Source organism: Phyllobacterium sp. (genome assembly GCF_037994425.1).
Taxonomy (GTDB): Bacteria; Pseudomonadota; Alphaproteobacteria; order Rhizobiales; family Rhizobiaceae; genus Phyllobacterium.
Genome location: NZ_JBBNAM010000439.1, coordinates 15743 through 35854, shown reverse-complemented (window position 1 = coordinate 35854; position 20112 = coordinate 15743). Strand labels below are relative to the sequence as shown.

21 protein-coding genes are annotated in these 20112 nt (G+C 58.4%); 13 read left to right on the top strand and 8 right to left on the bottom strand.

Annotation, left to right across the window (positions count from 1 at the left end; translation table 11 throughout):
* Window positions 1–92 precede the first annotated feature (92 nt).
* The 3 genes from AAAB35_RS28870 to AAAB35_RS28860 all read left to right on the top strand — a co-directional run bounded on the left by AAAB35_RS28870 (window position 93) and on the right by AAAB35_RS28860 (window position 2828).
* On the top strand, window positions 93–1247 hold the full coding sequence (locus AAAB35_RS28870; protein ID WP_340671770.1) for a porin: 1155 nt from the start codon (window positions 93–95) through the stop codon (window positions 1245–1247).
* A 147-nt stretch (window positions 1248–1394) separates the two neighbouring features.
* Complete coding sequence (locus AAAB35_RS28865; protein WP_340671769.1) at window positions 1395–2060, top strand: BON domain-containing protein; 666 nt, start codon at window positions 1395–1397, stop codon at window positions 2058–2060.
* Window positions 2061–2180: 120 nt separating this feature from the next.
* Window positions 2181–2828 carry a hypothetical protein gene (locus AAAB35_RS28860; protein WP_340671768.1) on the top strand — a complete coding sequence of 216 codons (648 nt, stop codon included), beginning with the start codon at window positions 2181–2183 and terminating at the stop codon, window positions 2826–2828.
* Window positions 2829–2842: 14 nt separating this feature from the next.
* Here AAAB35_RS28860 and AAAB35_RS28855 read toward each other — a convergent pair whose 3' ends face one another.
* The gene (locus tag AAAB35_RS28855; RefSeq protein ID WP_340671767.1) at window positions 2843–3745 is read right to left on the bottom strand and encodes an alpha/beta hydrolase; all 903 of its coding nucleotides are present in this window, start codon (window positions 3743–3745) and stop codon (window positions 2843–2845) included.
* A 4-nt stretch (window positions 3746–3749) separates the two neighbouring features.
* A complete protein-coding gene (locus tag AAAB35_RS28850; RefSeq protein ID WP_340671766.1) occupies window positions 3750–5858 on the bottom strand; it encodes a transglycosylase SLT domain-containing protein in 2109 nt (702 codons plus the stop codon).
* A 278-nt stretch (window positions 5859–6136) separates the two neighbouring features.
* On the opposite strand from AAAB35_RS28850, the gene dapA reads away from it, so the two are divergent.
* Together dapA and smpB are read left to right on the top strand one after the other, a co-directional pair.
* The gene (dapA, locus tag AAAB35_RS28845; RefSeq protein WP_340671765.1) at window positions 6137–7018 is read left to right on the top strand and encodes a 4-hydroxy-tetrahydrodipicolinate synthase; all 882 of its coding nucleotides are present in this window, start codon (window positions 6137–6139) and stop codon (window positions 7016–7018) included.
* 31 nt (window positions 7019–7049) lie between these two features.
* Window positions 7050–7538, top strand: coding sequence for an SsrA-binding protein SmpB (smpB, locus tag AAAB35_RS28840; RefSeq protein ID WP_340671764.1), 489 nt, complete (start codon window positions 7050–7052; stop codon window positions 7536–7538).
* A gap of 61 nt (window positions 7539–7599) precedes the next feature.
* On the opposite strand, the gene AAAB35_RS28835 is transcribed toward smpB, so the two are convergent.
* Both AAAB35_RS28835 and grxD read right to left on the bottom strand, forming a co-directional pair.
* On the bottom strand, window positions 7600–8853 hold the full coding sequence (locus AAAB35_RS28835) for a multidrug effflux MFS transporter (protein ID WP_340671763.1): 1254 nt from the start codon (window positions 8851–8853) through the stop codon (window positions 7600–7602).
* Window positions 8854–8950: 97 nt separating this feature from the next.
* The gene (grxD, locus tag AAAB35_RS28830; protein WP_340671762.1) at window positions 8951–9283 is read right to left on the bottom strand and encodes a Grx4 family monothiol glutaredoxin; all 333 of its coding nucleotides are present in this window, start codon (window positions 9281–9283) and stop codon (window positions 8951–8953) included.
* A gap of 217 nt (window positions 9284–9500) precedes the next feature.
* Between grxD and AAAB35_RS28825 the strand changes: the two genes are divergently transcribed.
* On the top strand, window positions 9501–10211 hold the full coding sequence (locus tag AAAB35_RS28825) for a phosphodiester glycosidase family protein (RefSeq protein ID WP_340671761.1): 711 nt from the start codon (window positions 9501–9503) through the stop codon (window positions 10209–10211).
* On the opposite strand, the gene AAAB35_RS28820 is transcribed toward AAAB35_RS28825, so the two are convergent.
* Window positions 10208–10441 carry a BolA family transcriptional regulator gene (locus AAAB35_RS28820; protein ID WP_027229868.1) on the bottom strand — a complete coding sequence of 78 codons (234 nt, stop codon included), beginning with the start codon at window positions 10439–10441 and terminating at the stop codon, window positions 10208–10210. The genes AAAB35_RS28825 and AAAB35_RS28820 overlap by 4 nt on opposite strands.
* A gap of 12 nt (window positions 10442–10453) precedes the next feature.
* Window positions 10454–12685 (bottom strand): phosphoribosylformylglycinamidine synthase subunit PurL, encoded by a 2232-nt coding sequence (purL, locus tag AAAB35_RS28815; RefSeq protein ID WP_340671771.1) that lies wholly within the window; start codon window positions 12683–12685, stop codon window positions 10454–10456.
* Window positions 12686–12874: 189 nt separating this feature from the next.
* Between purL and AAAB35_RS28810 the strand changes: the two genes are divergently transcribed.
* Both AAAB35_RS28810 and AAAB35_RS28805 read left to right on the top strand, forming a co-directional pair.
* The gene (locus tag AAAB35_RS28810) at window positions 12875–13642 is read left to right on the top strand and encodes an SDR family oxidoreductase (protein WP_340671760.1); all 768 of its coding nucleotides are present in this window, start codon (window positions 12875–12877) and stop codon (window positions 13640–13642) included.
* 105 nt (window positions 13643–13747) lie between these two features.
* Window positions 13748–14074, top strand: a complete 327-nt coding sequence (locus AAAB35_RS28805; RefSeq protein WP_340671759.1) for a DUF1330 domain-containing protein — start codon at window positions 13748–13750, stop codon at window positions 14072–14074.
* A 22-nt stretch (window positions 14075–14096) separates the two neighbouring features.
* Here AAAB35_RS28805 and AAAB35_RS28800 read toward each other — a convergent pair whose 3' ends face one another.
* Window positions 14097–14765: a uracil-DNA glycosylase gene (locus AAAB35_RS28800; protein WP_340671758.1), complete on the bottom strand. Its 669-nt coding sequence runs from the start codon at window positions 14763–14765 to the stop codon at window positions 14097–14099.
* Window positions 14762–15343 carry an NYN domain-containing protein gene (locus tag AAAB35_RS28795; RefSeq protein WP_340671756.1) on the bottom strand — a complete coding sequence of 194 codons (582 nt, stop codon included), beginning with the start codon at window positions 15341–15343 and terminating at the stop codon, window positions 14762–14764. The genes AAAB35_RS28800 and AAAB35_RS28795 overlap by 4 nt, the downstream gene beginning before the upstream one ends.
* Window positions 15344–15641: 298 nt before the next feature.
* On the opposite strand from AAAB35_RS28795, the gene rpoZ reads away from it, so the two are divergent.
* From rpoZ to acpS, 5 genes are all read left to right on the top strand, one after another.
* Entirely contained in the window at window positions 15642–16046 is a 405-nt protein-coding gene (gene rpoZ, locus AAAB35_RS28790) for a DNA-directed RNA polymerase subunit omega (RefSeq protein WP_340671754.1), read from the top strand.
* Between the two features lie 157 nt (window positions 16047–16203).
* The gene (locus tag AAAB35_RS28785; protein WP_340671753.1) at window positions 16204–18420 is read left to right on the top strand and encodes a bifunctional (p)ppGpp synthetase/guanosine-3',5'-bis(diphosphate) 3'-pyrophosphohydrolase; all 2217 of its coding nucleotides are present in this window, start codon (window positions 16204–16206) and stop codon (window positions 18418–18420) included.
* A 22-nt stretch (window positions 18421–18442) separates the two neighbouring features.
* Window positions 18443–19021, top strand: coding sequence for an orotate phosphoribosyltransferase (pyrE, locus tag AAAB35_RS28780; protein WP_340671752.1), 579 nt, complete (start codon window positions 18443–18445; stop codon window positions 19019–19021).
* Between the two features lie 70 nt (window positions 19022–19091).
* Window positions 19092–19655, top strand: coding sequence for a DUF2062 domain-containing protein (locus tag AAAB35_RS28775; protein ID WP_340671751.1), 564 nt, complete (start codon window positions 19092–19094; stop codon window positions 19653–19655).
* Entirely contained in the window at window positions 19652–20056 is a 405-nt protein-coding gene (acpS, locus tag AAAB35_RS28770) for a holo-ACP synthase (RefSeq protein ID WP_340671750.1), read from the top strand. The genes AAAB35_RS28775 and acpS overlap by 4 nt, the downstream gene beginning before the upstream one ends.
* Window positions 20057–20112: the final 56 nt, after the last annotated feature.

Below are 20112 nucleotides of genomic sequence, written 5' to 3'. Positions count from 1 at the left end.
ATTTCTTCTTGGACTTAGGGGATGGGGACAGGTTGTCCTTCAGCCAAATTGGAATGCCCAGACCCATTTTTAACTTTGACTGGAGGTCAGAAATGAACATCAAGAGCCTTCTACTCGGCTCCGCTGCGGCCCTCGTCGCAGTAACTGGCGCACGTGCTGCTGATGCAGTCGTCGTTGCCGAACCAGAGCCCGTCGAATACGTTCGCGTTTGCGACGCATACGGCGCAGGCTTCTTCTATATTCCGGGGACCGAGACCTGCTTGAAGATCGGCGGCTACGTCCGTTACGACGCTCAGGCCGGCGACAATCCTTACACTGGCGCCAGCTTGGGTCGCCCTTTTGTAAACGACGACGGCAATGTCGAGCGTGACGATACCTGGCACAAGCGTACACGCGCGGAAGTTCGCTTCGATGCCCGTTCGGAAACTGAACTTGGCACGCTGCGTTCCTACATCCAGAGCCGCTTCCAGTTTGACGATGGCAGCGACAGCGGCGCTTCGCTTCCGCAGGCCTTCATCGAACTCGGTGGTTTCCGCATCGGTGTCGCCGACGAAATCTTCGGTTCGTGGACCGGTTATGCTGGCAACATCATCAACGACGATGTGATCAATTACCAGTCGGGCACGACCAACCAGGTTAGCTACACCTTTGCAGGCGGCAACGGCTTCTCGGCCATCATCGCTGCTGAACAGGGCCAGGACGGCGCTGGCGATTGGGGCTTTGACTACGTCATCGACGACTACATGCCGCACGTACTTGCTGGTGCGAAGTGGGAGCAGGGCTGGGGCGGCATCTCCGGTGTTGTCGGCTACGACTCCGTATCGGAAGACGTTGCTGCCAAGCTGCGTTTGGACATCAAAGTCACCGATACGTTCTCAGTGTTCGCAATGGGTGGCTATCAGTCTGACTACAACTCACCGACGGTCACCGACAATGGCGATGGTACGTTTAGCGTCGATGGTGGTAGCCAGAACTGGTTCGGTCTCTGGGAAGGTGATTGGGCTGCTTGGGCAGGCTTCTCCGCGAAGCTCACCGACAAGGCAACTCTTAACGGCCAGGGCGCATACGAAGACGAAGGAACCTACGCTTTCGCTCTTAACGTAGCCTACGAGCTGGTTCCTGGCTTCACGATCACGCCGGAAATCAACTACACCAAGTTCGACGGCGCTCGTTCGACTGCCTCTGAAGCACTTGGTGGCAGTGACGACGCATTCGGCGGTATCGTCCGCTTCCAGCGTAACTTCTAATCCTTCACTGGATTGGTTGATCAAGACCCGGCGGCGCGAGCTGCCGGGTTTTCTTTGTTCATGCCCAGGTCATTGTGTTGAAATGGCCATGAACATGGGGCAAGACATTGCTCCGGCCCATCGAGAATGAAGAGAAAGCCCAGAAATATGCGTACCATCAGGAGCTGGTTCTGGCCCGGCGTCATCACTGTCGCACTTCTGACGGTTCTTGCCGGATGGTTCCTCGCGGATCCGATCGACGACCAACTGACCAACGCAGCCAATAGTGCGCTCAATATAGATAACTCGTGGGCAAGTGCCGATGTTGACGGCCGTGACCTTACCCTCAAGGGCGTCGCTCCATCCGAAGAAGCCCTCGCTGCGGCGATAAAGATTGCCACCGAAACTGATGGCGTTCGGAGCGTCGACAATCAGGCAACGCTGCTGCCACTGGCACAGCCTTTTTCCTTTGTCATCACCAAATCCGACGACGGTATTCTCCTGTCAGGCAACGTACCCTTTGGCGATTCGCGTGCCAAAATCCTCGCTGCGGCCGAAAGCGCCATGCCGGGCATCGAAATCCTTGATGAACTGGCGGTCGCCCGCGGCGCGCCGCAGGGCTTTCTCGATCTCGTCGGCTTTGCCTTGGGCCAGGCGGCACAACTCACCAACGGTGAGGTGGAAATCTCCGGCGAGACCTATAGTATCAGCGGTACGGCAGCCAATGCTGCCGACTACGACGCGATCAACGCAGCTTTACGGGCACCAATACCGGGTAATGGCAAACCGGGAGAAATCAAGCTCGAGGCAGCGGTCAATACCAGCGGAGGCTAGAAATATGTGGTTCATGATCAGCCAGCTATGGCTCTTCCTGGTGATTGCTGCTCTTGTTGGCTTCTATGTCGGTTGGTCGACCCACAACCAGGGCCAATGATACGAAGTAGGGAGTGAGCAATGGTTGTATTTCTGCTCCAGTCATTGTTTCTCATCGCTGCAGCCTTTGTCGCCGGTGCAATCCTTGGCAATCTTTTCAAGAGGTTATCGCCGAAACGCGAATCTGTTTCTGAAGTTTCCACCCGCGCCGCAGATGCGCGCCTCGCGTCGAACACTATCCTTCCGGCAAATGACGACGTAAAGCAGTCTGCCAAGGAAGCCGCCGCTATGATACCGCCGGCTGAACCGGTCCCGCCGGTCGTTCCCGTCAAAGCCAGCAAGGCGACGCCGAAGTCGGCTGCAAAGAGAGTGGCGGCGAAACCGTCGACGAAACGTCTGCCTAATCCGAGGCAGGACGATAAGCATCGCCCTGTCATCTTGAAGGCGGCCCGGCGTGGGAAGCCCGATAGGCTTACTGACATCGATGGGATTGGTGCGGCTATCCAATCGCGGTTATTCGATTTGGGAACCTTTCATTTCGACCAGATCGCCGGGTGGACCATCGAAGAGGCTTCCTGGGTGAGCCAGGAAATAGGATTTCCCGGTCGCGTTCAGCGGGAAGGTTGGATCAAGCAGGCTGCTGCACGGGTGAAAGCTACTCGTCCGACCGACAAACCTGAAAAACCAAGGCCTCTAAACCGCCGAAAGACGGGAACATCGAAGTCGTAGCCGACTTCATGTGCTCAAGCCGGCAATGTGGATTTCCGCAGATCGATCCCCGCTGCAAATGCCGCAATCAATTCTGGCAGCCGCCCGGTTTCAAGCAGCGGCGCGTGACCCTGTCCTGACACATTGATGACTTGAATCGCTGGATGGCGACGCGACATCTCTTGCAACGTTTCGGGTGCCAGCAGCTTTGTATTTTCACCGCGGACGACGAGTAGGGCCAAGCTTTTGAAGAGGTCGAACTGCGCCCAAAGATCGGGCAACTTTTGGTCAAAATCAATGCCGGCCATGGTTTTCAAGAGGTTCAGGTCATAGTCCGGTCGAATAGTGCCGCGCTGCCTGCGATAAATTGCGCGTGTTAGCCGCATCCAGTCGGCTTCTGCAAGGGCTGGAAAATCTTGGCCGTGGATGCTGCGCTGGCGCTCGACCGCCTCCGGCCAGGTGCGCGGATGGCGCGATTTGCGAAGATACTGAATGATTTGCCGCAAGCCTTCGGGGGCGATTTCCGGTCCGATGTCGTTGAGAATGACACCGGCAAGGAGTTGGGGCGCAACGGCCGCAAGAATATGCGTGATCAGCCCGCCGCGCGAAGTGCCGAGAAAGATCGCGCGGTCAATGCCGATGGCGCCGAGTCCAGCGATCACATCATTGGCCTCGACGCCGATATTGTAGTGGGACCAGTCGCGGTCGTAGGCGGAGAGCCCACGGCCACGATAATCGAAGGTCACGACCTGGCGTGGCGTATCCCGGTGCCTCGAGAGAAGACTCGCAAGCTCGTGAAAGTCGCGGCTGTTTCTCGTGAGGCCGGCGAGGCAAACAAGGGATGTTGCATTGGCACTGTGTTCCGCCTCATAGACGCGGGCATAGAGCTTGAGGCCGTCGGGCGCATCGTAGGTAACTGCGCGATAAGCATCGTCCAAGCTCTCAACCCCGCCGCCCGGCCGTGAGATCGCTCTCGATTTGGGCCTTGCCCGTAAGCCGTGCCTTATAGACCTCGTAGTTCTCCATGACACGCTGCACGTAATTGCGAGTTTCCGTGTAGGGAATGCGCTCGATCCAGTCCACCACTTCGTCGACGGGCTTGCCGCGCGGATCGCCATAGCGGGCGACCCATTCGCTGGCGCGGCTCGGGCCGGCATTGTAACCCGCGAATGTAAGCACGTACGAACCATCGAATTTCGCAATCTGCTCACCGAGGAATTTCGCACCGAGCGTTGCGTTATAGGCAGCATCACCGGTCAGGCGGTCTTTCGAATAGGTCATGCCGGCACGTTGCGCGACGCTCTTCGCTGTACCCGGCAGGAGCTGAAGAAGGCCGCGGGCTCCCGCGCTCGAAACCGCGCTGGGATTGAACTCACTCTCCTGGCGGGCGATGGCATAGGCAAGCGCGGTACCGGAGCCGGAAATATTGGCGTTGCCCGGAATTGCGCCGATGGGATGCGACAGCGCGCCGACGTCGATGCCACGCTGGGCTGCGGCCTTGCCGACGCGCAGTGCGACATAATGATTGCCCTTGCGCTCGGCCATCACGGCGAGCAACGCCAGTTCACCGGGGCTGTCGAGTTCCTGTGCGAGGCTCGAATAGAGGATGGCTGCCCGGGAATCGTAGCCCGTATCCTCAAGCCTTTGAATGGCGCGCACGGCTTCACGCTGGGCAAATCGCGCACGTTCGACATCACTTGGCTTGGGGTAGGGGAGTTGCAGGCCGGATTGACCGAGCTTTGCCGCTGCCAACTGACCGTAGAACGTGGTGCCATAACGCGAAGCGCGTGTGTAATACTCACGCGCACTGCCTGCCGCCCCGGCTTCTGCCGCGCGTCCCAGCCAGTAATAGGCGCGTGAAGCCGACATGGGACGCGAGGACATTTCGGCGATGCGCGCGAAATGGCGCTGTGCCGTATTGGGATCGTTCATGCCGCGTAGCGCGTACCATCCGGCGTGAAACTCGGCTTCAGCGGCAACGGAAGGCGTTTCCGCGCTGTGCATGGCCGCCACGCGATAGGCGCGCTTGAAGTCGCCCTGGTCGAGCAGTTCGCGCGAGAGCACACGCCGCTCGGTCCACCACGCATCGGGATCGACCAGCGACGCTGCATCGCGCGGAGCAGTCGCAATCACGTCGGCTGCTTCACGAAATTTCTCCTGTCGCCGGAGATATTGTGCCTTGGCAAAGATATAGGCCGCATTCGACGACCACGCTCCATGGACGGCGGCAAGTTTCTTGCCGGCATCAGGCGATTTCTGCAGAACGGCGGCAAAAGCCTGGAACAGCGATTCCGCGTTAGCAAGCTTGGCGACGCGTCCGGCAGATTTGACCTTGCTCTCATAGAGCATGGTCAACATTCGCGTCAGGTGATCGTCACGGGAAATGACCTGCGAGAACTCCTTAAGGATCATCGTTTCCTGCGAGTCGTCCAGTTTCTTTGTGCGCCAAAAAGCGCCCAGGACCTGGCGGCCGCGGGGGGCATTGCCGCTCGCCACATAAGCGCGGGCAAGGATCACGACGCCTTCCGTCGTCTGCGGCGCGGTATTGCCAAAGGCGTTGATGACGATCGACGGCGCGGGGTTCTCCTTGTAGAGCGCCCGTTCCGAGTTGTTGCGGAAGGTTGCCATGCCCGGCCAACCCGGCAATTCCGTCGCCGCGTGGGCAATCTCGGAACTTGGTATGCCCGGGGCGTTGGAGAGCCCGATCGCCCAGGTGAGGATATGGCGGTCGAGTGCGTCAACCGGCAGACCGTTGCGGATGCCAAGCGCACGCTGGGCATCGCCGGCGGAAAGGGCATCGAGGCCGCTCTTGAGGCTGCCGGCGATGGCCGTGGGTTTCGAGGGCTGTGTAATGGCGGCCGTGGTGACTGGATCCGGGCGCGCCAGCACCTGCGTAGCCGGGCTCACGCGCGTTTGCGTCGAGGCGAATGGCTTCAGCCCGGGCACCGGGACCGCTGCCGAAGGGACGTTCGTCTGGGCATGCGAAGTCGTCGCCACAAGCGCAAGGGTGGACGCGAGAAGAACGTGACGCAAAACAGAAGTTCTCAGCATACAACTACCAGTTTTTTTGGAGCGGATCAGAGGGTCCCCCAGATCCGTAGGGACAATCAAAACGATAATAGTGGCGGACGTATGAAAGCACTCTTAACAAAGGGTTAGCCAGCTTCAATGCATTCGACTCATTGCAACTGTTCTTAGAGGAAATATGCATCAACTTGATGTGTTTCATCAGGTAAATGAACTTGCTCCGAATGGACTGCGCGATTATGGTGCGCCACCTTTAGCCCCCGTGAAGACGAGGGTGATCAACTGCAATACCGGAGTTTCCAATGCTGAAAGGCTCAATCACTGCTCTCGTCACGCCCTTCCTCGAGGATGGTTCGTTCGACGAGAAAGCCTTTCGCAGCTTCGTTTCCTGGCAGATCGCTGAAGGTACCAATGGCCTTGTCCCAGTCGGCACGACAGGCGAATCCCCGACGCTTTCGCACAGCGAACACAAGCGCGTGGTCGAGGTTTGCATAGAGGAAGCGGCTGGCAGGGTACCTGTCATCGCCGGCGCCGGCTCCAATAATACCCGCGAGGCAATCGAGCTTGCCGAGTTCTCGGAGAAAGCAGGCGCCGACGCGATCCTCGTCGTGACGCCCTATTATAACAAGCCAAACCAGCGCGGGCTTTACGCGCACTATAAGGCGATCGCGGAGTCGGTATCGCTGCCGATCATCATCTACAACATCCCCGGCCGCTCGATCATAGACATGACGCCAGAAACGATGGGGCAGCTTGCCCGTGACTTCAAGAACATCAAGGGCGTCAAGGATGCGACCGGCAAGATTGAACGTGTCTCGGAACAGCGCCTGACCTGCGGCAAGGACTTCATTCAGCTTTCGGGCGAAGATGCGACTGCGCTCGGGTTCAATGCCCATGGCGGTGTCGGTTGTATCTCGGTTACGTCCAATGTGGCGCCGCGCCTGTGCGCCGAGTTTCAGGCGGCAACGCTCGCCGGCGATTTTGGCAGGGCGTTGGAGTTGCAGGATCGCCTCTTGCCGTTACACAAGGCCCTGTTCATCGAGCCCAATCCGGCCGGTCCGAAATACGCCCTCGCCAAGCTTGGCAAGATGAAGAACGCTTTGCGCTCGCCCCTCGTCGGGATTGAGGCGCCAACGGCCGAACGCATCGACCAAGCCATGCAGCATGCGGGGCTGATTAACTGACAAATCAGTTGAAACGCACTATATAGCCTGCATGAACAAGCCGAAATCTGCGTCAAAACCCACAGCGGCTCGCAAGATCATTGCCGAGAACCGCAAAGCGCGTTTCAACTTCGAGATTCTCGACACGCTCGAGGCTGGCCTTGTCCTTGCCGGGACGGAGGTTAAATCGTTGCGCCGCAACCAGTCGAACATCGCCGAAAGCTATGCAAGTTTTGAAAATGGCGAGTTCTGGCTGATCAATAGCTACATCCCGGAGTACCTTGAGGCAAATCGCTTCAACCACGAGCCGCGCCGTCATCGCAAGTTGCTGATCAGCAAGCGGGAGATGTCCCGTCTGGCGCAGTCGGTCGACCGCGAGGGCATGACGGTCGTCCCGCTGAAGCTCTATTTCAACGATCGGGGCAGGGCGAAGCTCGAGATCGCCGTCGCGCGCGGCAAGAAGCTGCATGATAAGCGCGAGACCGAGAAGCAGCGCGACTGGAACCGCGAGAAGTCAAGGCTCCTACGCGACCGCGGCTAACGGTACCCGTAGATCCTCGAGCTTGGCCCGAGGACCTACGAAATATCACCTGCCCTGGATATCACACTGGCCTGTTGTGCGGTTGGAACAACCGTCCTCGCTCGGCCATGAGAACGAACACCAATCCGATCAGTGACAGGACGAAGAAACCGGCCACCAGCGGCAGCGTCGTGCCATTATAGGCCTGACCGATCAGTGCGCCAACGACGCCGCCACCAGCCGTGCTCATGAAGCCAAGGACTGACGACGCGGTGCCCGCCACATGGCCAAGAGGCTCCATGGCCAGCGCGTTGAAGTTCGAGCCGATCCAACCGAACTGGAACATCGCCAGGGCAAACAACAGCAGATAGATCGGGAACGGCGTCGGATGCGGCCCGACGATCGTCAACAACAGCCAGAAACCATTGATGGCGAGGAAGGCGACCAGAGCGCCATGCGAAAGGCGGCGCATGCCGAACCGGCCGACGAGCCGCGAGTTGAGGAAGGAGGAAACCGCCATCGTCACCGCAACTGCCGAGAAGGCAACTGGAAACCACACGCCGAGATCATAGATTCCGACATAGATCTGCTGTGCCGAATTGATGAAGCCGAATAGCGCGCCGAAGATGAACGAATTCGCCAGCGTATAGCAGAGCGCGACGCGATTGGTGAGAACGATCCTGAAGCCCTGCAACACCGACTTCAGCGTAAACGGCCGAAGATCCGCAGGATCGAGCGTCTCGGGCAATCGCAAGTAGACCCAAACGAGCACCGCGCTCGCGATCGCCGCCATGAAGATGAAGATGAGATGCCAATTGCCGAAAAGCATGACGGTCTGGCCCGTTCCCGGCGCAATCACGGGAACGATCATGAACACCATCATGATCAGCGACATGACTTCCGCCATGCTGCGTCCGCCGTAAACGTCACGTACGATCGAGATGGTAATGACCCGGGTTGCCGCCGAACCTATGCCTTGCAAAAGGCGAAACAGCAGAAGTGACGTGAAACTCGGCACGAAAACGCAGGCGAGTGCCGAGACGATATAGACGACAAGTCCCGTGAACATGGGGACACGGCGGCCAAAGCGGTCGGAAATCGGCCCATCGAACAATTGCGACACGGCAAAGCCCATCAGATAGGCGGAGATGACATATTGCCGATGGTTCTCGCTGGCGACGCCAAGGCTCGCGCCGATCTGCTGCAGGCCGGGAAGCATGATGTCGATTGCGAGGGCATTGATCGCCATCAGCATCGCCATCATCGCGATGAATTCCGTCTTTCCCATCCCCCTCAGGCGGGAGGCAGACGTTGTCGTCGAACTGTCCATGGTCATAACCTGCAAAATCAAACAAAGACAAAGGCGTCGGAATGGCCGACGCCTTTCGAAACAAGGTTCCGGGAACCCGGAACCGATTGGAATTAACGCGTAATCAGGCTGCCTTGGTGGCGACGCCCTTTTCGCTGAGGAGGCTCTGCAACTCGCCCGCCTGGAACATTTCGCGGATGATGTCGCAACCGCCGACGAATTCACCCTTCACGTAAAGCTGCGGGATGGTCGGCCAACTGGAATAATCCTTGATGCCTTGGCGCAGGTCATTGGACGAGAGAACATTTACGCCCTTATAGTCGACGCCGATATAGTCGAGTATCTGGACGACTTGGCCAGAAAAGCCGCATTGCGGGAAGCCGGGCGTGCCCTTCATGAAGAGAACGACGTCGTTGCTCTTGACCTCATTGTCGATGAATTCATTGATACCGCTCATTTCGGCAACCTTTCACCCAAGATATGACGAATTGTCATTTCATGGTTCAATTGTTTTCGTCTTTTACAAATAGCGCTTCAATTTCGTCAAAACAAGGCTGGTCTCGGTGTCATTTCGTATCATTGTCGCAGCCGGGCTGTGCTTTGCCGTGATTTCGGTAGGCCTGTTCGCGCAACTGGCGCAGTTGCGGTCGGCCTCAGTTCAGCCAGGAGGTTCCATGTATTCACTTTCCTTCGCCAGTGGAGATCTGCCGACCCCTTGCCGTTTCGTAACGTTCGAAAGCAGTGGCAATATCGTCTGCGAGATCGATTTGCGCTCTTTTGACATCCGTCTTGCGCTCAACGGCCACGACGATAAGCCTTTTGGCTCGCTCGCTTCATTCATAGCTGCACAGCCGCCATCGACGGGGCTTGTCCTTGCAATGAATGCCGGCATGTATGAGCCGGACATGACGCCAGTCGGTCGTTATGTCGAGGATGGAAGAACGATTGCACCCCTGAACACGCGTGACGGCGAGGGCAATTTCTACATGAAGCCGAACGGCGTGTTCTTCATCAGGCTTGACGGCACGCCTGGCGTTCTTCCGACTGAAGCCTATGCGAATTCGGCCACAGACGTGCGTATGGCCACGCAGTCGGGGCCGATGCTCGTCATTGATGGAAAAGTGCACCCACGTTTTGAGCCAAACGGCACGTCGCGGTTCATTCGCAACGGGGTCGGTGTCCGGGACGCGAATACGATCGTCCTGGCAATTTCAACCGAACCGGTCAGCCTTGGCCGGTTCGCTCGCCTCTTCAGGGACGAGCTCGCCTGCGCCAACGCACTTTTCTTCGATGGAATGATTTCTGCGCTGTCGAACGACCGTAAGGTGCTGATCGGAGGAACCGACCCGGTCGGGCCGATCCTTGCAGTATACAAGAGACCCTAGTCAGGGGCGCTTGTCTGCAGGGCGAGGGCATGCAGCACGCCGCCCATGTTGCCCTTCAACGCGTCGTAGACCATCTGATGCTGTTGTACGCGGGATTTGCCGCGAAAACTCTCCGCGACGACTTCTGCGGCATAGTGATCTCCATCACCCGCAAGGTCGCGAATTGTCACCTTCGCATCCGGAATGGCGTCTCGAATCATTTTTTCGATGTCGCGCGCGTCCATTGCCATGTTGTTCTCTCCTCAAGCGGCCCGATTCTTATCTTCCGCATGACCGCTCATATAGTCAGGGAACCACGATTCGTGTGCTTCTGTCAGGTCTGACACAGATATGGAGAGCAGGCTACCGATCGTCAATGCGCTGCCGCCAACTGTCCCAAGCTTGCGGAACGGTACACCACAGCCTTCGGCATTCAACGTGATGACATTTGCAGCATCGGGCGACACCGCGACGACATAGCGTGCCTGGTCTTCACCGAAGAGCAGGGCATGCGATGCGCCTTCACCAATCTCTACGGTCGCACCTTTCCCGGAGGCCATGCACATTTCGGCCAATGCGATTGCGAGACCACCGTCGGAAAGATCGTGGCAGGCGGTCAGCTGGCCGTTACGGATGGCCGAGCGGACGAAATTGCCATTGCGCCTTTCGACGGCGAGGTCCACTGCCGGTGCGGGGCCATCGGCGCGTCCATGGAGGTCGCGCAGGTAGATCGACTGCCCGAGATGGGTGCCGTCACCGCCGAGAAGGATCAACACGTCGCCGTCGCTCATGCCGCCGACCTTGGTGGTCTTGGTCCAATCGGGGATGAGTCCGACGCCGGCGATGGTTGGAGTCGGCAGGATCCCTTGGCCGTTGGTTTCGTTATAGAGCGAGACATTGCCTGAAACGATCGGGAAAGCCAGCGCTCGGCAGGCATCGCCGATGCCGCCAACGGCCTTGACCAATTGCCCCATAATTTCCGGCCGCTCGGGGTTGCCGAAATTCAGGTTGTCGGTCGCAGCCAGCGGCTCGGCGCCAACGGCGGTGAGATTGCGCCAGCATTCGGCGACCGCCTGCTTGCCTCCCTCGTAAGGGTCGGCTTCGACGTAGCGCGGCGTCACGTCGGAGGAAAATGCGAGCGCCTTGCTCCTGTTGCCATCAACGCGGACAACGCCGGCATCGCCTCCCGGAACCTGCAGCGAATTGCCCTGGATCAGCGTGTCGTATTGCTCATAAACCCACCGGCGTGAGGAAAGATCGGGCGAGCCGACGAGTTGCAAAAGCGCTGCGCCATAGTCAGCGACTTCTGGCACATTGGCGGCGGGCAGGGGTGCATGTTTTCCCGGTTCCATCCATGGGCGATCATATTCCGGGGCCTGGTCGCCGAGGTCCTTGATTGGAAGGTTGGCAACTTCGTGTCCGGCATGCAGGACGCGGAAACGCAGATCGTCGGTGGTGTAGCCGACGATCGCAAAGTCGAGGCCCCATTTGCGGAAGATCGCCTCGGCTTCCTCTTCCTTCTCCGGGCGAAGCACCATGAGCATGCGCTCCTGACTCTCGGAGAGCATCATCTCATAGGCGGTCATGCGCTCTTCGCGCACCGGCACGCTATCAAGATTGAGTTCGATGCCGAGATTGCCCTTGGCGCCCATCTCGACGGCAGAGCAGGTTAGACCGGCGGCGCCCATATCCTGAATGGCAATGACGGCGCCGGAGGCCATCAGTTCCAGCGATGCTTCAAGGAGGCATTTCTCCGTGAACGGATCGCCGACCTGCACGGTAGGGCGCTTCTCGTCGATCGACTCATCGAACTCCGCCGAGGCCATGGTAGCACCGCCCACTCCGTCACGGCCGGTCTTGGCGCCGAGATAGACGACCGGAAGGCCGACGCCTTCGGCCTTCGAATAAAAGATCGCGTCGGTCTTGGCGAGACCCGCAGCAAAGGCATTGACGAGGATGTTGCCATTATAGCGCGCGTCAAAATTGACCTCGCCGCCGACCGTCGGAACGCCGAACGAATTGCCGTAGCCACCAACCCCCTCGACGACGCCTGAAACGAGGTGGCGGGTCTTCGGATGCGCCGGCTCGCCAAAGCGCAGCGCGTTCATCGCTGCGATCGGACGCGCGCCCATCGTGAAAACGTCGCGAAGGATGCCCCCGACGCCGGTCGCAGCGCCCTGGTAAGGCTCGATAAAGGAAGGGTGGTTGTGGCTCTCCATCTTGAAGACCACGCATTCGCCGTCGCCGATATCGACGACGCCGGCATTCTCGCCCGGGCCTTGAATAACCTGCGGACCCGTGGTGGGCAGCGTGCGCAGCCACTTCTTCGACGACTTGTAAGAGCAGTGCTCGTTCCACATGGCGGAGAAGATGCCGAGTTCGGTAAAAGTCGGCTCGCGTCCGATCAGGTCGAGAATACGCTGGTACTCATCCGGCTTCAGCCCGTGTGAGGCAACGAGTTCCGGGGTGATCGGGCGGGTGTCGGGATTGGTCATGGGTTCTGGAGCATCCTTGGCGAGGGGGCGGCTTTCGGCCACTCTTTAACCTATGTAGTGCAACGGCGCGACAGGAAAATAGCTCAATTCAACAAAGCGTCGGCGTGCTCCAAACAACGTGCTCTTGTTCGTACAGGGGGCTGCGCGTAACCTCGTCCCCGCATCAAAATTCGGGGAAGGAAGAGAGCGATGGCGTGCAGGCTTCAGGACAAGGTGGCGATCATATCCGGCGGCGCAACCGGAATGGGCGGAGCGGCGTCGAAACTTTTCGCGGCCGAGGGTGCGAGAGTCGCAATAGTTGATCGCAACGAGGCAGCAGCGGCAGCCACGGTCGCCGAGATCGAGGCGGCTGGCGGTGAGGCTGCGTATTTCGTCGCCGATGTCTCGGACGAATCCCAGGTCAATAAAGCTGTCGAAGCGACGTTTGAACGCTTTGGGCCTGTCACAGTATTGTTCAATCATGCCGGCACCATCGTCATCAAGCCATTCCTGGAAACAACGCTCGAAGAATGGGACTGGCTGCATGCTGTGAACGTACGCTCCATGTATCTGATGACCCGGGCGGTGATCCCGCATATGCTTGAAGCTGGCGGCGGCTCGATCGTTTGCACCTCATCGATTTCCGCCGTTGCGGCAACGCCGATGGAAGTTCTCTACGATACGACCAAGGGCGCCTGCCACATGTTCGCCCGCGCCATTGCCGTCGAGTTTCGCGACCGTAACATCCGCTGCAACGCCGTTTGCCCAGGCTTTATCCGCACGCCGCACGGCCTGCGCGAGGTGGACGAACTGCAAAAGCGCGGCGTCGATGTGTCCGATGCGGCGATGCAGGCGGCACAAGGCCGGATAGGCGAGCCAGAGGAAGTGGCGCGCGCGGCGCTGTTTCTTGCCAGCGATGAGTCCACGTTCATCACCGGAACGCATCTCTTCGTCGATAACGGGTTTACTGCCATCTAGCTCCGCGGTCGGTACAGTTCCTGAACTGGAATCGCATTCGTCCTGTGCCAGACTGTGGTAAGATTCTCTGTGGCACCCCAACAGCCGACCCTAGGGAGACGAACCATGACGGCTTACCTGATTGCTGACGTAAAGGTGACGGACGACAAGTGGATACCTAAGTATGCGGCAGCGGTGCACGACATAGCGCACAAGCACGGGGGCAAATACTTGTCGAGGAGCGGCAACATCAAGCTGCTGGAAGGCAAGCCTCTCGACACGACGTTGATCGCGATCATCGAGTTTCCCTCGACCGAAGCGGCCGAAGCCTTCGCCAGCGATGCTGAATACGCGCCATACGCGGAAGCACGGCAGTCGGGCAGCGAGAGCCGCTTCCGGATCATAGACAATACAGATCTTGCCGGCAGCATTCCCTATTTGCCGAAAGGATAATCCTGGCTTTTTGACAAGGGCGCTATTTGGCGATCCCGTTGAGGTAGTTTCTCACTTCTGCAAACACGCTCTTGAACATCGCCTCGGTCAGCCGGCCCGTATTCGTATTGTATCGCGAGCAGTGATAGCTGGAGAAAATCCGGATGCCGCCGATTTCCGACATGCCGCCATGGCTGAACGGATAGGCCGTCACTGGATGTTTCAAGGCGCGAATTGTGGATTGGTGTGAAATAGTGCCCAGCGTCACGATTGCGCGCAGATTGGCAAATTGTCCGATGGTCGGCGTCAGGAACCGCCGGCAATTGCTGATCTCGCCGCCGACGGGCTTGTTCTCCGGCGGAACGCAACGCACGGCATTGGTGATGGCTGTGTTGACAAGTTGCAGGCCGTCATCCAGCCGTGCGGCAAAAGTGCCGCGCGAGAAACCAAACTCATTGAGGGTGCCATAAAGAAGGTCACCGGCATAGTCGCCCGTGAAGGGCCGGCCTGTGCGATTGGCGCCGCGCAGACCCGGCGCCAAACCTATGATCAGCAGTTGCACGGATTCGATACCGCCGATCGGCAGAAAAGTCGGAACGGGGGCATTGTGCCAACCCGGCTCCTTTTCGCGCCAACCGGCGATGAAATCATGCAGACGCGTGCATATAGGGCAGTCCGGAGAGGGCTCCGGACCCGTCGTCTCTGCGATCAATAATCGACCTGTTCTTCTTCGATGCGCCGTGGTGCCCGTTCAGCCCGTTCGGAAGGTTCGCGGCCGATTTCTGCGCGCAGCGACGTCAAGTCGATGAAGTGGTCGGCCTGGCGGCGCAGTTCATCGGAGATCATCGGGGGCTGCGTCGAGAGCGTCGATACGACGCTGACCTTGCGGCCCTTGCGCTGAAGTGCCTCAACCAGCGAGCGGAAGTCGCCGTCGCCCGAGAAGATGACGAAATGGTCCACCGTATCGGTCAGTTGCATGGCATCGACGGCAAGTTCGATGTCCATGTTGCCCTTGATCTTGCGACGGCCAGCAGAGTCCGTGAATTCCTTCGCCGGCTTCGTTACGACCTTGTATCCGTTATAGTCGAGCCAATCGATCAACGGCCTAATCGAAGAATATTCCTGATCCTCAACCAGCGCAGTGTAGTAATACGCGCGAAGCAGGTAGCCACGCTTTTGAAAAGCCGTGAGGAGCTTGCGATAATCAATATCGAAGCCGAGTACCTTGGAAGCCGCGTAGAGATTTGCACCGTCAATGAACAAGACGATCTTTTCTCGTGGATCAAACATAATAACGTTCCATTTCAAAAATCTAAGCTTAACTTCAAATCAGCTTGCATATAAAAAGCCGGATCTGAACTTAATACGAAAGTAGGATATTTAGTACGTCGGGTCGAGGCAAAAGCCAATAGGTTCGTTGACATTTTTGTCGCTGTTTCTGCCAATACGTCCTTGTTGGTACACGCTATGCGGGCGTCAATCTCTCGAACGCGATAATATGCGTTGGTGGCTTTTGCTTGTTTTTTGCATTCATCCGCGTTATGTGCGGATTAATCCGCTAATTCAGAGAAAATGAAAGGGGCAGTTTATGGCCCGTGTCACTGTTGAAGATTGCGTTGACAAGGTTGAGAATCGTTTCGAATTGGTTCTTCTCGCCAGTCACCGCGCGCGCCTGATTTCCCAGGGCGCGGCGATCACGATCGATCGCGACAACGATAAGAATCCCGTGGTTGCCCTGCGTGAAATCGCAGAAGAAACCCTCTCGCCGGGCGATCTCAAGGAAGATCTGATCCATTCGCTGCAGAAGCATGTCGAAGTCGACGAGCCAGAAGCTGTTGCAGTGCCGCAGGTTACTGCCGTTGGCGACAACGCGAGCGAAATCGAGGCGGACACCGACGCAGAAGACAACATTTCCTTCGACTCCATGTCGGAAGAGGAATTGCTGGCTGGCATCGAAGGTCTTGTAGCCCCGGAAAAGAGCGACGACTACTAAGTCAATGTCGCGCTTCGGCGCGATAATGAGCCGATAGAGGCTTTTGATGCGTCGCAGTTTCTGCGGCGCATTATTTTTGCGGCCCGGTGGTGCAATCACCATATAGTCGCCGTAACAATTTCGTGTTCGGTCAATTCCGTGTGTGAGGTCTTCGTCCATGATGCGTCAGTATGAGCTTGTCGAGCGTGTCCAGCGTTACAAGCCTGACGTCAATGAGGCACTTCTAAACAAAGCTTACGTCTATGCCATGCAGAAGCATGGTCATCAGAAGCGTGCCTCGGGCGATCCCTATTTCTCGCATCCACTGGAAGTTGCGGCGATCCTCACCGACATGCATCTCGACGAGGCGACCATCGCCATCGCTCTGTTGCACGACACGATCGAGGACACATCAGCGACCCGGCAGGAGATCGATACCCTGTTTGGGCCGGATATCGGCAGACTGGTCGAAGGACTGACCAAGCTGAAGAAGCTCGATCTCGTTTCGAAAAAGGCGGTCCAGGCCGAGAATCTCCGGAAGCTCCTGCTCGCGATCTCGGATGACGTGCGCGTTCTCCTCGTCAAGCTTGCTGATCGCCTCCACAATATGCGCACGCTTCACCATGTACCGGAAGACAAGCGCCTTCGCATCTCCGAGGAGACGATGGATATCTATGCGCCGCTTGCCGGACGCATGGGCATGCAGGACATGCGCGAGGAATTGGAGCAGCTCGCATTTCGCTACATCAATCCTGAAGCCTTCAATGCGGTTACCAACCGCCTCGCGGAGTTGATGGAGAAGAACCGCGCGACGCTGAAGCAGATCGAAACCGACCTCTCCAACCTATTCGCCAAGCACGGCATCAAGGCAAGCGTCAAAAGCCGCCAGAAGAAGGCCTGGTCGGTGTTTCGCAAAATGGAGAGCAAGGGGCTTTCCTTCGAGCAACTGTCGGACATTTTCGGCTTCCGTGTCGTCGTCGATACGGTTGCGGATTGCTACAATGCCCTCGGCATCATCCATACCACCTGGTCGATGGTTCCGGGCCGCTTCAAGGATTACATTTCGACGCCCAAGCAGAACGACTACCGTTCGATCCACACGACCATCGTCGGTCCGTCGCGCCAGCGTGTCGAGCTGCAGATACGCACCCGCGAGATGAACGATATCGCCGAGTATGGCGTTGCGGCGCACTCGATCTACAAGGACCGCGGCAGCGCCCAGAACCCGCACGTGATCTCCACCGAGACCAATGCCTATGCCTGGCTGCGCCAGACCATCGAGGCTCTGGCCGAAGGTGACAATCCCGAAGAATTCCTCGAACACACCAAGCTCGAGCTGTTCCAGGACCAGGTTTTCTGCTTTACGCCGAAGGGGCGGTTGATCGCCCTGCCGCGTGGCGCGACGCCGATCGATTTTGCCTATGCGGTCCACACCAATATTGGCGACAGCTGCGTCGGGGCGAAAGTCAACGGCCGCATCATGCCATTGATGACCGAACTGCATAATGGTGATGAGGTGGAAATCATTCGCTCGAAAGCGCAGACGCCGCCGGCTGCCTGGGAATCGATCGTGGTCACAGGCAAGGCACGGGCTGCTATCCGCCGCGCCACGCGCATCGCCGTTCGCAAGCAATATTCCGGCCTCGGCACGCAGATTCTCGAGCGAGCCTTCGAGCGGGCAGGGAAGGTCTATTCGCGCGATGAACTGAAGAAGGGGTTGCCGCGTCTCGCGCGCAAGGAGCTTGATGATGTGCTGGCCGCCGTCGGACGCGGGGAACTGCCGTCTTCGGATGTGATGAAGGCGGTCTATCCCGAGTATCAGGACGCCAAGCCGAAACCCACCGCCGAACGCGAGGAAGGCTGGGTCAATTTCCGCAATACGTCCGGAATGATCTTCAAGATGCCGGAGGGGGCAGAAGCCGAGGGTATGGAACCCGGCGGTCCCAACGCCCTGCCTATCCGTGGTGCGAGCCCCGACATGCCGGTACATTTCTCGCCCGAGGGGGCCGTGCCCGGAGATCGCATCGTCGGTATCCTGCAACCGGGTTCCGGCATGACAATCTATCCGATCCAGTCATCGGCGCTCATGGCCTATGACGACCAGCCGGAGCGCTGGATCGACGTGCGCTGGGACATCGACGAAAACAGCCGCGACCGGTTTCCGGCCCGCATCAGCATATCGGCCATCAATGCGCCCGGCTCGTTGGCCGAGATCGCGCAGATCATCGCCGAAAATGAAACCAATATTCACAACCTTTCGATGGTTCGCACCGCACCCGATTTTACCCAGATGATCGTCGATCTCGAAGTGTGGAACCTGAAACATCTCAACCGGATATTGTCGAAACTTAAAGAGAGCAAATGTGTCAGCGACGCGCAACGCGTCAACGGCTAGGATTGATTGAGGGGCAAGACACATGAATACAAGCGAGGTTCTCGAGGTATTCCGCGAGGCGGGTGCAGTACTCGAAGGTCATTTCATTTTGACGTCGGGGCTGCGCAGTCCAATCTTCCTGCAGAAGGCGCGTGTTTTCATGCATGCGGACAAGACCGAACGGGTTTGCCGCGGCCTTGCCGAGAAGATCAGGGCGGCCGGGCTTGGCCAAATTGACTATGTGGTGGGGCCCGCCATTGGTGGTATCATCCCGGCCTACGAAACATCCCGCCACCTAGGCGTTCCGGCGATCTGGGTCGAGCGCGAGAACGGCATATTCAAGCTCCGCCGGTTCGACATCGCCAAAGGGGCGCGGGTGGTGATCGTGGAAGACATTGTAACGACGGGGCTTTCAATCCGCGAAACCGTGACTTGCCTGAAGGACCTCGGTGCTGATGTGCTTGCTGCCGCATGCATCATCGACCGTTCCGCCGGAAAGAGCGATGTCGGAGTGCCATTGATTGCTCTGGCAGAGTATGAAGTGCCGGCCTATCCGGCAGATCAACTTCCGCCGGAACTTGCCGCAATTCCGCCCGTTAAGCCGGGTAGTCGCAACATCTGATCCCCTATTGGCAGAGGCGATGACGCGGCAGATAGTCAGCGGCGCGGCATATCGAGGAACGTGAACGAGAATGCTTTTCAAGAGGCGCAATAAACCTGACCTTCGCGAGCGGCTGCGCCTCGCGCTATGGCCGCGCCGTTCAGTCGGGCGGTCATTGCGCTATTTCGGCAAGCGCGTCTTGCGCCTGCGGGCAACGCCGCATGCCATTGCGTCCGGCTTCGCCTGCGGCATCTTCGCCGCCTTTATCCCCATACTCGGCGTGCATATTGCGGTAGCGCTGGCAATTGCCTGGCTGATCGGCGGCAATGTGGCAGCGGCCGTCATCGGTACGACCCTCGGGAATCCGCTGATCCTGCCCTTCATCTGGGCCGCCACTCTCGAAGTGGGCCGGTTCGTCATGACGGGTTCGCTTCAGGGTGAGCCGTTGCCGCATCATCTCGGGCACATGTTGCGGAATCTCGATATTTCGGTGCTGTGGGGACCATTGATCGAGCCTATGTTGATCGGCGCCGTACCACTCGGGCTGCTTGCAGCCGCAATCGTCTATTTTCCTGTCCGTTGGGCCGTCGCGGGGTTCCAGCATCGACGCAGGCACCACCATCGGCATCACCACCGGGTTCCTGAGCCGACATGATCATCGGCATCGGCAGCGACCTGATCGACATCACCCGCGTCGAAAAAACGCTGGAGCGTCACGGCGAGCGTTTCATCGCGCGGGTTTTCACACCGATCGAGCGGGCAAAATCGGAACGGCGCAAGCAGCGCGCCGCATCCTACGCGAAGCGGTTTGCAGCAAAGGAGGCCTGCGCCAAGGCACTCGGCACCGGGTTGGCGCAGGGTGTGTTCTGGCGTGACATGGGCGTCGTCAATCTGCCGAGCGGTGCACCGACGATGCATCTTACCGGCGGCGCGGCGAAACGTCTGGAGGCGATCGTTCCTCCTGGCCATGCCGGGCGCATATATCTCACGATCACTGACGACTTTCCGCTTGCACAAGCATTCGTGATTATTGAAGCATTGAAAATCGAAGAATAGCCTTATTCAAAAGCCATTGGCTGCATTGCCCCGTGCGCTTCCAGCGGTTAAGAGGG